This window comes from Pseudomonas sp. S30 (assembly GCF_016518545.1).
GTDB lineage: Bacteria > Pseudomonadota > Gammaproteobacteria > Pseudomonadales > Pseudomonadaceae > Aquipseudomonas.
Map to the genome: position 1 here is coordinate 1 of NZ_JACVTO010000031.1, position 13,154 is coordinate 13,154.

Consider the following 13,154-nt stretch of genomic DNA (forward strand, 5'->3'; position numbering starts at 1 on the left):
GGGCGACCCCACCGCAGCGGCTGAAGTCCAGACGCAGTGGTATACCAAGTTTGTGGCGAGCCTGGTGCCAGTGGGCAAGGTTGCCAAGTTGGGGCAAGTGGCCAAGGCCGGTGCTGCAACGGAGGTGGCTGCACAGGCGGCAGCTTCGGCGACAGGAAGGCTGGTGCCTGGATTGCCGTCGTACTACCGCCAGGCCCCTGGGATTTCGGCAAGCGTGGTGGCCCCGGAAGGCTACACAGCGGTGGTCAATCTGCGCACGGGCAAATTTGAGTTTGTCGCGCCAGATGGGAAGCTGTATTTCTATAGCGAGACGGCGCTGGTGCCCAAGGAAGGCGGGAACCTGGCGCAGCTGGCGGCGGCGGAGCGGGGGATTGCGGATCGGAAAGGGGAGGCAGTAAGTGCAAAAGGAATTTCAATAACGATTGAACCCAAGATTGTCGATCAAATGGGCAAGCGGGGCTGGACGGAAAGCTCTATACAGGCTGTTATCGATAAACCAATCAAAACGGTTGTGACGAAAGATACCCGTTTTGATACTGTTTCAGGAAGCCGCCTTAATGATCCAGCTACTGGGTATATTGCTAAGGACGGCTCCTATGTGGTTAGGAATGATCGCACGGGAGCAATTGTCCAAGTCTCCAATAAAAATGACCCTGAGTGGGTAGCGCCATGGGACTGATTACAGAAGTGTCTGTAGAGAGTTTGCCTATTGTTCCTACATTAGTGTGGAATGGTATTCCTTTGTTTGATGTCAGTGATGGACTTAGGCTGGTCGACTACTGCAAGAGAAATGGTATTGCGGTTCTTGGTGTGGAAGGATTTAAAATCAAGGAGGGAAAGAGAATTCCAGATATGGATTGTATTGTTGACTTTTCTGCCTCATTAAATGAAATGGATTTTGCTGTGAGGTCGGTGGAAATGAGTCAGCTGATTATCGAAGGAATGATCGGTAATGGAATTTTTTTGGAGTTTGTACTGGTTAGGGTTTAGTTGGCGCAAAAGACACCATTCGCTTCATTGATGGCATCAAGGTCGCTGATCAAAGAACAGGGAAAGCTCTCCAAGGCACAGTTGATCTTGACCCGACCTTGGATCGAATAAAGTCAGCTGGATCTTTTGGATTGCCGTCGTATTATCTCCAGGCCCCTGGGATTTCGGCAAACGTGGTGGCGCCCGGAGGCTACACAGCGGTGGTCAATCTGCGCACGGGCAAATTCGAGTTTGTCGCGCCTGATGGGAAGCTGTATTTCTATAGCGAGACGGCGCTGGTGTCCAAGGAGGACAGGAACCTGGCGCAGCTGGCGGCGGCGGAGTGGGTGATTGCGGAACGGAAGGTAGGGGGAGAAGCTGTTGGTGCAAAAGGACTAAATTCTCCGTTAGGGATTCTCCGATCAAGTCAGCACAGGCCATCTGACCTGTGCTGAAATAGGCCTCCGTCCCACTGCCCTCTACAAGCCCGCCATCCCACGAGCCAGATGAGCTTTTCCGATTTCGAGTATGCTGGTAAGCGCAAGCAAACCCGTCGCGAGCGTTTCCTGGCCGAGATGGAAGAGGTGGTTCCGTGGAGCGGGTTGGTCGCGTTGATCGAGCCTCACTACCCAAAGGCTGGTGGTGGTCGCAAGCCGTATCCACTTGAAACCATGCTGCGCATTCACCTGCTGCAGAACTGGTTCTCGTTGAGCGATCCAGCCATGGAAGAGGCTCTGTACGAGATCACTTCGATGCGCCAGTTTGCTCGTCTGACGCTGAGCGCTCCGATCTCCGAAGACACGACGATCATGAATTTCCGGCACTTGCTGGAGAAGCATCAGTTGGCGGCGGGCATTCTGGAAACCATCAACAATTACCTGCGAGACAAGGGCCTGTCGTTGCGCCAGGGCACCATTGTCGACGCCACCATCATCCATGCACCCAGTTCGACCAAGAACAAGGAAGGCAAACGCGATCCCGAGATGCATCAGACGAAGAAAGGTAATCAATATTTCTTCGGCATGAAGGCGCATATCGGTGCCGATGCCGAGTCAGGTCTGGTGCACCATGTCCACGGTACAGCTGCGAATGTGGCCGATGTAACGGAGGTCGCTCACCTGCTGCATGGCGATGAAAATTTTATCTGTGCCGACGCGGGTTATACGGGCGTGGAGAAGCGGCCGGAGCATGAAGGAAGGCCGGTGATCTGGCAGATTGCGGCTCGTCGCAGCAGCTATAAACACTTAAACAAACGCAGCGTGCTCTACAAAGCCAGACGCAAGATCGAGAAGGTCAAAGCGCAGGCGCGAGCGAAGGTCGAACACCCATTCCGTGTGATCAAGCGCCAATTCGGCTATGTGAAAACCCGCTTCCGTGGCTTGGCCAAGAACACGGCGTAACTGACCACGCTGTTTGCCCTGTCGAATCTGTGGATGGTGCGCCGGCAATTATTGCCTGCTGCGGGAGAGGTGCGCCCGTGAGGGCAGAAAACCAAGGCTGTACCTTGGTTTTCCAATAATTAACGGCTGAAAGTCGGGCTTTTCGGCATCCTCAAGCCGCCCATTTCCGGCTGATGAGCAACTTGTTCGGAGTTTCCCTAAAGGCTTCATTGAGGTTAGCGATGCATATGCATCCTCCAAAGCTGTACAAGGACTGAATAATTCAAAGCCTATTGATTTTATTTACGATCCCGTTAGTCAAAGATTTATCATGGGGCGAAATCAGTTTGGGCATGACGGAATATTGAGTGCTGGGAAAATTCCTTCCTCTGATGCTATTGTTGGTGGCGGGATCTGGAGAGAAAATGGGGTACTTCGGACATATGAGTGGAGTGGGCATTACGGGATGAATTGGACTCCTCAGCTTCGTGAGCAATTCAAGTCTTTCATGAGCAGTCATGGTGTGAATGTCACTCATACTCCGGGGATAGCAAGATGATAAGTTCTCTTAGTGAAAAATTTTTAAGAGAGATCGCCATTCTCGATATCCCATGGGTGAAGAAAAATCAATACGACTGCGAAGGAGCTCACTTGCATTGGCTCCCTGTAGCAAAGCTTTGTGATGATCGATTCCTTTTGGGGCTCACGATGGCGGGATTCTGGGCCAGGCTGACCACGTCTGGAGTTCAGGAGCTACGTAACGAAAAAAATTGTGTTGTTTTTCTTCCAATGATAGAAGGCTCGCCTAAAAAAGTTCGTCAAAAGATAATAGAGGGTTTAAAAAATTATGGGCTTTCCGAAGAGTTTATAGGTTCACTTCCTTTTGAAGAAATTGTTATGACGGGCCTTGAAAGTCAGAGTGAGTATTGGTGTGGTTTAGCGTTGAAATGGGTGTTGGCCATTGAAAGTTCTTACGTTTTCAAGTCGGTGCTGGAGAAGATCAGTGAAGCGGGAGAGACTCAAAAAATACGGCACACAGCTAGAAAAATATTGAGCCAGCTTGGCACGCCGTAAGAAGGTGCGAAGGAATGTTATTAATATTTGTTCGGGCAGCACATGGGAGTATCAGATTTTTGTGTGCAGGCCGGTAACGGCCTGCCGCCAGGTAGGCCTGATGAACCGGTCGCCGTACAAAATCGCAAATTGATTCATTGCGCTTTTCCAAGCATGCGCCGCTGAGCCCCAATTCGCTGTGATGTCACACAGCCCAAGCCCGATCAGTTTTGTGGCGGCGTCGTCATTCGGGAAGTGGCCACGTGTCTTGATGATCTTGCGCAACTGGGCATTGATGGTCTCGGTGGCATTGGTGGTGTAGATCACCTTCCGAATCGCGGGTGGAAACACGCAGAACGGAATCACCCGATCCCATGCGCGCCGCCAGGCAGCCACTACCGTTGGACATTGCGTGCCCCAAGGTCCGCTCTCGAGTTCATCTAGCGCCTGTTCAGCCGCCTGAGCATTGATGGCCTGATAGATCGGTTTGAGCGCCTTGGCCAGTTCTTGACGCTTGTCCCATGCCCCGTAATCAAGGCTGTTGCGGATCAAATGTACGATGCAGGTCTGCAAAGTCATTTCCGGAAATACCGCGCTGAGTGCATCGGGCCTGCCTTGAGACCGTCGGTTACGGCAATCAGCACATCTTCAACGCCTCGGGTCTTGAGATCGTTGAACAACGCCATCGCCAGCAAGCAGCAGCTGAACCTGGCGGTGGGCGTATCGCTCACTTCACAACAGGTCGCGGCGCTGACCCACGACATCGTCTGGCTCGAAGAGCACGAGGTGAATGGCGCCCAAGAAGGGAAATGATACAAAAGCTTTTGAGGGAGGTGTTCCTCAGTCGGTTCTTGATAGCTTGGGGTTGAAGTGATGAAAATTTATCAGGGTAACATTTCTAAAGACTCGTTGAGTCTGTTTGCTTCAGATATTGGCTCTGGAGAATTTTTTTCATATGTAGGAAACTTGGTTTCGTTAGAGCAGGCAATTTCTGTTCTGGGTTTGCTCTCTCCTGATTTTATTGAGGTGAGTGATCATGTTTTCTGGCTGCCTAACGCCCACCAATATGATCCGCAAAAATTTCATCTAACCGGGCTGGTTGAGACTGAATCTAGTGTATTGGAGCTAAGCACATCGCCTAGAGACATTGAGCGGTACAGGAATATTTTCTCAGTAAACCAGTTCTTTTCAAAATGGGAGGATGCTACGGGGCGACCCGTATTCAAAGTGGGGCTGTCGGAAGAGGATTATCGTCTTTGCCATTTATTTGCTGAAGAGATCACGAAACACTGGAGGCGCGCGTTATCCGATGCTTTTCCAGAGAAGGGATTTCAGTTCGAAATAGCTGACGACCTTCTCGATGAGTATGGTGTTTGCCTGACATTCTGGCAGTCGTAGTTTGAGGGGCGCTTAAGATTTGTTCGTGTCATTAAAACTACTCCCAGAGGCTAAGTGATACTATGTGTTTCGAAAAGGTTGAGGCATCTGCATTGTCAATCAACTTTATGAAAGGTGTGCCTGTTAATGTCCTGACAAAGCAATCCAACTCTAAATTGGACCCGTGGTAAATTCGGGAGATGTTGCAAAATTCGCTCCAAGGGCCAGTAACCCCACTGGATTGGAGAGGCTCCTAGTAGGGCCTCTGACAGTAGCATTTATTACCCGTCGGGCACAGATCAAAGTGTTGCCGGAGGTCCTTCTATTCGGTTAATGCCGTCAGGCTCGACCCCTATTCTCGGGTAGAAAATGGTTATTGGATTTCTGTGAAAAAATGGAGGGCTGATAAAGCCAGTAACCGGGGTGCTGCACAAGGGGAGATACTCGCGTGCGATTGCCGCCCGATACTGTGCCTCCTAGGCGAGGAAGGCGTATTTATGATTAATGAAGCGGACTTGATAAATTTGGAGTTCGCAGTGCTTACTGGTGTAGCCGTTGGCGTCGGCTCGCAAGTTTTGATATCCGGCAGTGGTGCAATCGTACTATTGTAGTGTCTATTTATAAGTGAGATATATAAGCGTAAACAGCAGGGCGCGATGATGCATTTGAATGCCGGTAAGTTAATTTCTGATTATCTCAATTGTCAGGTGGTGAATGTTTCGCTTGAAGGGAGGGGGTCTTATTGTTGAGGTTTGAGGGGCGATCGCTTAAAGATTACTCCAGTGTGTGATGGGCTTGAGTCTTATGTGACCTCTACTCGCTTTGGTATTTTCCCTGCTGCAGTAGTTGAGTTATTCCAAATCGGCTATACAAGCGCGATCTCTCATCACTCAGCCAGAATGAGGTGGTCGAGCTTGCGGCATACTTGCAGGTATATGCCTTCGAGAGGCTGGATGTCGTCACCAGACTGGATGCCAAAAATGGCCTGGATTACAACCATAGCCTGACAACTGTTCAGTCAAATCTCGCCAGCTTGCTCGGTGGTGAACAGGTGTTGGGGTATGGCTATCCCTACGCAGGCAGCAGTGAGGACAAGCTCGCGTGGGCGGACGCTCAGCGCAGCCAGATGGGGCTGGCCGAAAACCTTGCCTGGACTCGGGATCGTAGCGTCAACGAGCAGACCTATCTGGATGCCAGGTCGAGTCTGCACATTGGTGAACAACAGCAGGGACTCGCCAATCTGGGTGATCCTGCGATCTACTTCCTGACCGGCTCGGTCGGCAGCACCGTCCGGGCTGTAGCGGCGACCAACGGTGCGTTGCAGTTTGCCCAGGGTGCCAAGCAAGCGGTTGATGGTGACGGGTGGAATGCTGCTGGTAATATGGTGGCTGGCCTGCTGGGGATGGCTACCCTGGGTGTCCCTGGCATCAAGAGTTGGGCGGGATCTGTCGTTGTTGCTGATTCGAAAGTAGCAGGGGGTGCAAAAGGGACAGGTACAGGGAAGGCGCCATACTCCTTGACTGTTTCACCGGATGCCGAAGCGGGCATACCGTATACTCGTCCGGTGAAGGAGCGTGGCCTCAAAGAGTTAGAAATTGCGCCGGGTAAGTTTGATTATCTATTTGGGCGTGTTGCTGATAACTCCCACAATACCCCTCGCTCGAATCAGCTTGCACTCGAAATGAAGAGACTTGGTGTTCCAGACAATTCCGCTGGTCGCCAGATGCTGACTGATCACTTGACATTGTCTGTCAGGACTGAGGGTAATGTGGTAGAAATGTTTTCCAATCAGTATGGAAAGTTTGAGGTCAGAGAATCATTATTTATAGGACCGTCAGGTAAAGCTGCTAATTTTCAGAGTACATTTCAGATTCTTGATGACGGAACTCGTAAATTTAACACGGTTATACCGCTTCACTGAGGATGACATAATGGAATTTCCAAGTATGATTGATTTTTTGGAGGAGTTTGGCATCGAGCCTGTTGAAGTTGATCCCAGCTTAGCTCTATGTCGATATGTAAAAAAATCAAAGACTAGTGAGTTTGAAATTGATGTTTCTTTTAGTGCTGTGATGAAGTCATTCCAAGTGGTATTAAGGAGTTCAACGCAAGATTTGGCAGTTGTTTCGTCAGAAAACGTCAAATCTATTAAGTTGATGCGGAGTGGTCCTGAGGCTGGAGTTCATGTCATGTTTGAGAACTATCATTCAATTTCGGAGGCTCGAGTGATATTTGAACCTGAGGTCAGTTTTCGATGGTGGACACTGCGCAACACATGAGGTGGCGTAAGAGAAACTATAATTGCTAGGCTCTGTACGAAATCCCGAGAAACCTAATTGTTGATCCTCCAGGGCTGAGATTTTGTAGAGTCACCCGCCATTAACTGAAAGGAATTCTATGATGGCAAGGCGCTACGAAGTCACGGACGAGGCCTAGGATATATTGGGTTAAGGTGCTTAGTGAAACTCCTAGCTCGCTTAAAGGAATTACGACGATTGAATATCAGATTCCTGCATATGACCGTGCTGGGAATGTAATTGGCTATAAAACGCAGCCTTTTACTAAAACAGTATATAACCTTAAAGTTATTTCTGATCAAAAGGTTCTAGATCTCGGGCAGCAAGCTGCTGCCAATGGTTATTTGAAAGCGGTAGCTAGTGGTGATCGCCATTATGATAGCACGGCTGGAGGTATCACCTTTAGAGTTTATGTGGCTGAGAGGACAGGAACTGTCCTTAATTCCCACCCGAAATAATAGGGGGTTCTATGAATGCATTATTTAATCAACCATATAGCAAGGCTGACCCGTACTGGGTAGTTAGGTGCTACATGGATATAATGTACTCGGACGGTAGGCTTATCAGAGCTCTTGAGTGAATTGTGAATAGGTGGGGCTATAGCACGGATGGGGCGTACTGTAATTTTCCTGATGAAAACAGTCCGTTTGATGAGGAACGCTTTGAGGGGGTTGAGTTTTCTTATGGCTATCCGCCTAAAGATGAAGACACCATAGTTGTGAGCGAGGCTGTTTGTTCTAAATTCGTTCGGCTCGCTTGTGAAAAGTATCTTCAGATCCATCCGGAAGATACTGAGAAAATGAAAGAGCTTTTAGATAAGCTCTCTTTCTAACCCCTGACCGATATGCTCTGTAGCCATGAACAGATTGAATCGATAAAACCCGCTAGTCTGGCTGTGCCTGCTTCTATTGGCCTGGGCGGTTGTGGGCGTACAGCTTGCAACGCAGAACTTCCCGGAAGGGATTAAGCGCCTATTTGGCAAACGAAACTAGACCAGCCGCATCGTGAGGCGCTTCCTCAAGCTCGAGAAAAGCTATGCAGCGATGGTCGCCCTAACTTGCTCCCTGCGCTGCTTGCCACATTCCATCCATGAACCCTACCCCTCAGCAAACCGCACCTCGCACGTCTCCCCCATCAACAATGGTGCATTCGCCTCGGTCACCCCACGAATGTAATCCCACAACAGCGTGATCCGCTTCAACTTGCGCAAGTCCTCCCGGCAGTACATCCAGAACTGCCGCGTCACCTCCACTTCCTCTGGCAGCACCGTCACCAGCCTCGCGTCCTGCGCGGCCAGGAAACACGGCAGGATCGCCAGGCCACGGCCTTGCAGCGCGGCCACGTACTGGGCGATCACGCTGGTGCTGCGCAGGTGAGCCTGGGCGTTGGGGATCAGGTTGCTCAGGTACAGCAGCTCGGAGCTGAACGCCAGGTCGTCCACATAGCTGATGAAAGGGTGGTCTGCCAGGTCGGCGAGTTGCTGGATCGGCGCATGGCGGTCCAGGTACTCGGTGGTGGCGTATAGCCGCAGCCGGTAGTCGCACAGCTTGCAGCAGACATACGGGCCATGCTCGGGGCGCTCCAGCGCGATGACGATGTCGGCTTCGCGCTTGGACAGGCTGATGAAGTGCGGTAGCGGCAGGATGTCCACCGAAATCGCCGGCCAGGTGTCGACGAAGCGGCTCAGTTGCGGGGTGACGAAGAAGCTGCCGAAACCCTCGGTGCAGCCCATGCGCACGTGTCCGGACAGCGCCACTCCGGAGCCTGACACCTGCTCGCAGGCCATGTGCAGGGTGCTTTCGATCGACTCGGCGTAGCCCAGCAGACGCTGCCCCTCGGCGGTGAGGATGAAGCCGTTAGTGCGCGATTTCTCGAACAGCAGCGTGCCCATCGCGCCCTCCAGCGAGCCGATACGCCGCGACACGGTGGTGTAGTCCACGGACAGGCGCTTGGCGGCGCTGCTGGCCTTGCGCGTGCGGGCCACTTCGAGGAAGAACTTCAGGTCGTCCCAGTTCAGCGGGCTGAGGGAGGTCGGGTCTTTTTGCATGTTGATCCGGTTTTTTTGTGCATTCTTGTTGGATGTTTGCACTTCTATACTCGAAACCAGCCCCTGCACGCCACCCCGTTTCGCTGCGGCGTAGGCGTCTTCGTTCCGACAATAATTCCAAGGAGAGCGCAGATGAACGCACCCCACACGGCCCCTGTCCAGGTCGACCAGGCCAAGCTGCTGATCGATGGGCAATGGGTCGAGTCCCGTACCCAGGAATGGCGCGATGTCGTCAACCCCGCCACCCAGCAGGTGCTGGCGCGAGTGCCTTTCGCCACCGCCGAAGAGGTCGATGCCGCTGTGGCTGCCGCCCAGCGCGCCTTCAAGACCTGGCGCGACACGCCGATCGGCGCGCGCATGCGCATCATGCTCAAGTTGCAGGCCTTGATCCGCGAGCACAGCAAGCGCATCGCCGCGACCCTGAGCGCCGAGCAGGGCAAGACCCTGGCCGATGCCGAGGGCGACATCTTCCGTGGCCTGGAGGTGGTCGAGCATGCCGCTTCGATCGGCACCTTGCAGATGGGCGAGTTCGCCGAGAATGTCGCCGGTGGCGTGGACACCTATACCCTGCGCCAACCAATCGGTGTCTGCGCGGGCATCACCCCCTTCAACTTCCCGGCGATGATCCCGCTGTGGATGTTTCCCATGGCCATCGTCTGCGGCAATACCTTCGTGCTCAAACCGTCCGAGCAGGACCCACTGTCGACCCTGATGCTGGTCGAGCTGGCGCTCGAAGCCGGGGTACCGCCAGGCGTGCTGAACGTGGTGCACGGTGGCAAGCAGGTGGTGGACGCCCTGTGCACGCACACTGACATCAAGGCGGTCTCGTTCGTCGGCTCCACTGAAGTGGGCACCCACGTCTACAACCTCGCCAGCCAGCATGGCAAGCGCGTGCAGTCGATGATGGGCGCCAAGAACCACGCAGTGGTGCTGCCTGATGCCAACCGTACCCAGACCATCAATGCCCTGGTGGGCGCCGCCTTCGGCGCCGCCGGGCAGCGTTGCATGGCCACCTCGGTGGCGGTGCTGGTGGGCAAGGCACGTGAATGGCTGCCGGCGATCCGCGAGGCGGCCAGCCAGCTCAAAGTCAACGCTGGCAGCGAGCCAGGCACCGATGTCGGTCCGCTGGTTTCGCGGCGCGCCAAGGAGCGGGTGTTGAAGCTGATCGCCAGCGGCGTCGAGGAAGGCGCCACGCTCGAACTCGATGGCCGCGACGTGCAGGTGCCGGGCTACGAGCAGGGCAATTTCGTCGGCCCGACGCTGTTCTCCGGGGTGAAGGCCGACATGCAGATCTACACCCAGGAAATCTTCGGGCCGGTGCTGGTCACCCTGGAAGTCGACACCCTCGACGAGGCCATCGCGCTGGTCAACGCCAACCCGTTCGGCAACGGCACGGGGCTGTTCACCCAGAGCGGCGCGGCGGCGCGCCGGTTCCAGAGTGAAATCGACATCGGCCAGGTAGGTATCAACATTCCGATCCCGGTGCCGGTGCCGTTCTTCAGCTTCACCGGCTCACGCGGTTCCAAGCTCGGCGACCTGGGGCCCTACGGCAAGCAGGTGGTGCAGTTCTACACCCAGACCAAGACCGTCACCGCCCGCTGGTTCGACGACGACAGCATCGACGGCGGCGTCAACACCACCATCAGCCTGCGTTGAGGAGACCGCCATGCGCATCGCATTCATCGGCCTGGGCAACATGGGCGCGCCCATGGCGCGCAACCTGATCGAGGCCGGCCATACGCTGAACCTGTTCGACCTGAACAAGGCCGTGCTGGCCGAACTCGCCGAGCTGGGGGGACGGATCAGCGCCTCGCCCAAGGCCGCCGCCGCGGACAGCGAGCTGGTCATCACCATGCTGCCGGCTGCCGCCCACGTACGGGCGGTGTACCTGAACGAAGACGACGGCGTGCTGGCCGGGATCAGGCCGGGCACACCCGCCCTGGACTGCAGCACCATCGACCCGCAGACCGCCCGCGACGTGTCCAGAGCCGCGGCCGCCAAGGGCATCGACATGGGCGACGCGCCGGTATCCGGCGGCACCGGGGGCGCTGCGGCGGGCACGCTGACCTTCATGGTCGGCGCCAGCGCCGAACTGTTCGCCACGCTCAGGCCAGTTCTGGAACACATGGGCCGCAACATCGTGCACTGCGGCGAAGTAGGCACCGGGCAGATCGCCAAGATCTGCAACAACCTGCTGCTCGGCATCTCGATGATCGGCGTCTCCGAGGCCATGGCCCTGGGCGACGCACTGGGCATCGATACTCAGGTGCTGGCGGGGATCATCAACAGTTCCACCGGTCGCTGCTGGAGTTCGGATACCTATAACCCCTGGCCCGGCGTGATCGACACGGCGCCTGCGGCGCGTGGCTACACCGGTGGTTTCGGCGCCGAGCTGATGCTCAAGGACCTGGGGCTGGCCACCGAGGCCGCACGGCAAGTGCATCAGCCCGTGATGCTCGGTGCGCTGGCCCAGCAGCTGTACCAGGCGATGAGCCTGCGTGGCGAGGGTGGCAAGGATTTTTCGGCGATCGTCGAGGGGTACCGCCGCAAGGACTGAGGCAGGGAGGCGTGAACGCGAGGGGCGCGGAGCGATACCGCGCCCCTTTTCCGTCAGCCTCAGGCGAAGACGAAGTACTTGCGCACGGTCTCGACCACTTCCCAGGTGCCTTTCATGCCCGGTTCGATGACGAAGACGTCGCCGCCCTTCAGGTGCTTGGGCTCTTCACCCTCCGGGGTGATGATGCAGTAGCCTTCGAGGAAGTGGCAGAACTCCCACTTGTCGTAGTTGACCTCGAACTTGCCGGGGGTGCAGATCCAGGTGCCCATGATCTTGCTGCCGTCGGCCGACAGGTAGGCATTGAGGTTCACGGTGTGCGGCTCGCCGCCGATGCGTTTCCATTTGGTCGCGTCGACCACTGGGGTAGGGCAGGTTTCGCGCAGGACGGTGATGAAGTCGGACATGGCAGGGCTCCTGATGACGGGCTGAATGACTCGTCACCATAGGGGGTCGAGTGCGGCGAGAGTTGCCTGCACTCGACGCTCACCTGTCTGGACGCGCTATTGCCGATCGCCAGGGTGGCACGAGCCACGACGCCTCTTCACGCCCACCAGTAGCGCACGAAATGGAAGAACACCGGCGCTGCGAAACACACCGAGTCCATGCGATCGAGCATGCCGCCATGACCTTCGATCATGTGGCCCCAGTCCTTGATGCCTCGGTCGCGCTTGATCGCCGACATCACCAGGCCGCCGAAGAAGCCCATGGCATTGACGGTCAGCGCCATCAGCGCCGCCTGCCAGAAGCTGAAGGGCGTGATCCAGCACAGTGCAGCGCCCACCAGGGTGGCCAGCGCCACACCTCCGGCCAGGCCCTCGACGGTCTTGGACGGCGACAGGTTGGGCGCCACCTTGCGCTTGCCGAACAGCTTGCCGCACACGTACTGCAACACGTCGCTGATCTGCACCACCAGGATCAGCCAGGCGATCAGCAGCAGGTTGCGGCCCTCAAAGCCGGGGATGTCCAGCGTCATCAGCGCAGGCACCGCCGACACGCAGTACACCGCGATCATCAAGCCCCACTGTACCTTCGAGGCGCGCTCCAGAAAGCGCGTGGTATCGCCGCCGAAGCTGGCCAGGATCGGCAGCAGCAGGAACAGGTAGACAGGGATGAAGATGCTGAACAGCCCGTACCAGTCCATGGCGATCAGCAGGTACTGCACCGGCAGCGCCACGTAGAAGGCCGCCGCCAGCGCCGGATAGTCGCTGCGCCGGGTGGGCGTGAGCGTCATGAACTCGCGCAGGGCGTAGAACGACACGCAGTAGAACAGCAGGATCACGCCATATTTGCCGAAGATGAAGGCCAGGCCGATGACCAGCACCATCACCCACCAGGCGTTGATGCGCGCATTGAGGTTGTCGATCACCGCGTGCGGGCCTGGGCCGGCGCGCCACTTCAACAGGCGCCCGACCAGGCTGGCGAGCAGCAGCAGTGCGCCGATGCCAATGAACAGGGACAGGGTGTTGGGTTCCATT

General features: G+C 55.6%; 14 protein-coding genes and 3 pseudogenes. 13 read left to right on the forward strand and 4 right to left on the reverse strand.

What is annotated here, in order from left to right; genetic code table 11:
• The 5 genes and pseudogenes from IAE34_RS23155 to IAE34_RS23175 all read left to right on the forward strand — a co-directional run.
• Nucleotides 1-679, forward strand: a 679-nt coding sequence (locus IAE34_RS23155) for a colicin E5-related ribonuclease (RefSeq protein ID WP_267908880.1), incomplete at its 5' end; no start/stop codon positions are given.
• Complete coding sequence (locus IAE34_RS23160) at nt 658-990, forward strand: hypothetical protein (protein WP_200141291.1); 333 nt, start codon at nt 658-660, stop codon at nt 988-990. The genes IAE34_RS23155 and IAE34_RS23160, both read left to right, overlap by 22 nt.
• A gap of 485 nt (nt 991-1,475) precedes the next feature.
• A pseudogene (locus tag IAE34_RS23165) lies at nt 1,476-2,450 on the forward strand (IS5 family transposase).
• 127 nt (nt 2,451-2,577) lie between these two features.
• Nucleotides 2,578-2,907 (forward strand): polymorphic toxin type 43 domain-containing protein, encoded by a 330-nt coding sequence (locus IAE34_RS24830; protein WP_200141324.1) that lies wholly within the window; start codon nt 2,578-2,580, stop codon nt 2,905-2,907.
• Nucleotides 2,904-3,422 (forward strand): hypothetical protein, encoded by a 519-nt coding sequence (locus IAE34_RS23175; RefSeq protein ID WP_200141292.1) that lies wholly within the window; start codon nt 2,904-2,906, stop codon nt 3,420-3,422. The genes IAE34_RS24830 and IAE34_RS23175 overlap by 4 nt, the downstream gene beginning before the upstream one ends.
• A 51-nt stretch (nt 3,423-3,473) precedes the next feature.
• On the opposite strand, the pseudogene IAE34_RS23180 reads toward IAE34_RS23175, so the two are convergent.
• Nucleotides 3,474-4,087 (reverse strand): annotated as a pseudogene (locus tag IAE34_RS23180) (IS256 family transposase); the annotation flags it as partial.
• On the opposite strand from IAE34_RS23180, the pseudogene IAE34_RS23185 reads away from it, so the two are divergent.
• The 6 genes and pseudogenes from IAE34_RS23185 to cdiI form a co-directional block, all read left to right on the forward strand.
• A pseudogene (locus IAE34_RS23185) lies at nt 4,074-4,196 on the forward strand (S-layer family protein); the annotation flags it as partial. The pseudogenes IAE34_RS23180 and IAE34_RS23185 sit on opposite strands and share 14 nt — an antisense overlap.
• Nucleotides 4,197-4,274: 78 nt before the next feature.
• Nucleotides 4,275-4,799, forward strand: coding sequence for a hypothetical protein (locus IAE34_RS23190; RefSeq protein WP_200141293.1), 525 nt, complete (start codon nt 4,275-4,277; stop codon nt 4,797-4,799).
• 883 nt (nt 4,800-5,682) lie between these two features.
• On the forward strand, nt 5,683-6,699 hold the full coding sequence (locus IAE34_RS23195) for a hypothetical protein (protein ID WP_200141294.1): 1,017 nt from the start codon (nt 5,683-5,685) through the stop codon (nt 6,697-6,699).
• 10 nt (nt 6,700-6,709) lie between these two features.
• On the forward strand, nt 6,710-7,057 hold the full coding sequence (locus IAE34_RS23200) for a hypothetical protein (RefSeq protein ID WP_200141295.1): 348 nt from the start codon (nt 6,710-6,712) through the stop codon (nt 7,055-7,057).
• Between the two features lie 173 nt (nt 7,058-7,230).
• Nucleotides 7,231-7,533 (forward strand): CdiA family toxin C-terminal domain-containing protein, encoded by a 303-nt coding sequence (locus IAE34_RS23205; protein ID WP_200141296.1) that lies wholly within the window; start codon nt 7,231-7,233, stop codon nt 7,531-7,533.
• Nucleotides 7,534-7,658: 125 nt separating this feature from the next.
• Nucleotides 7,659-7,907 (forward strand): ribonuclease toxin immunity protein CdiI, encoded by a 249-nt coding sequence (gene cdiI / locus IAE34_RS24425; RefSeq protein WP_325101011.1) that lies wholly within the window; start codon nt 7,659-7,661, stop codon nt 7,905-7,907.
• A 264-nt stretch (nt 7,908-8,171) separates the two neighbouring features.
• Here cdiI and IAE34_RS23215 read toward each other — a convergent pair whose 3' ends face one another.
• Nucleotides 8,172-9,122, reverse strand: a complete 951-nt coding sequence (locus IAE34_RS23215) for a LysR family transcriptional regulator (RefSeq protein ID WP_200141297.1) — start codon at nt 9,120-9,122, stop codon at nt 8,172-8,174.
• A gap of 132 nt (nt 9,123-9,254) precedes the next feature.
• Here IAE34_RS23215 and IAE34_RS23220 point away from each other — a divergent pair, with 132 nt between their 5' ends.
• Together IAE34_RS23220 and mmsB are read left to right on the forward strand one after the other, a co-directional pair.
• The gene (locus IAE34_RS23220; RefSeq protein WP_200141298.1) at nt 9,255-10,778 is read left to right on the forward strand and encodes a CoA-acylating methylmalonate-semialdehyde dehydrogenase; all 1,524 of its coding nucleotides are present in this window, start codon (nt 9,255-9,257) and stop codon (nt 10,776-10,778) included.
• A gap of 10 nt (nt 10,779-10,788) precedes the next feature.
• Nucleotides 10,789-11,679 carry a 3-hydroxyisobutyrate dehydrogenase gene (mmsB, locus tag IAE34_RS23225; RefSeq protein ID WP_200141299.1) on the forward strand — a complete coding sequence of 297 codons (891 nt, stop codon included), beginning with the start codon at nt 10,789-10,791 and terminating at the stop codon, nt 11,677-11,679.
• 59 nt (nt 11,680-11,738) lie between these two features.
• Here the strand turns inward: mmsB and IAE34_RS23230 are convergent, their stop codons facing one another.
• The gene (locus tag IAE34_RS23230) at nt 11,739-12,083 is read right to left on the reverse strand and encodes a cupin domain-containing protein (RefSeq protein WP_038411964.1); all 345 of its coding nucleotides are present in this window, start codon (nt 12,081-12,083) and stop codon (nt 11,739-11,741) included.
• 137 nt (nt 12,084-12,220) lie between these two features.
• Entirely contained in the window at nt 12,221-13,153 is a 933-nt protein-coding gene (locus IAE34_RS23235; protein WP_200141300.1) for a phosphatidate cytidylyltransferase, read from the reverse strand.
• Nucleotide 13,154: the final 1 nt, after the last annotated feature.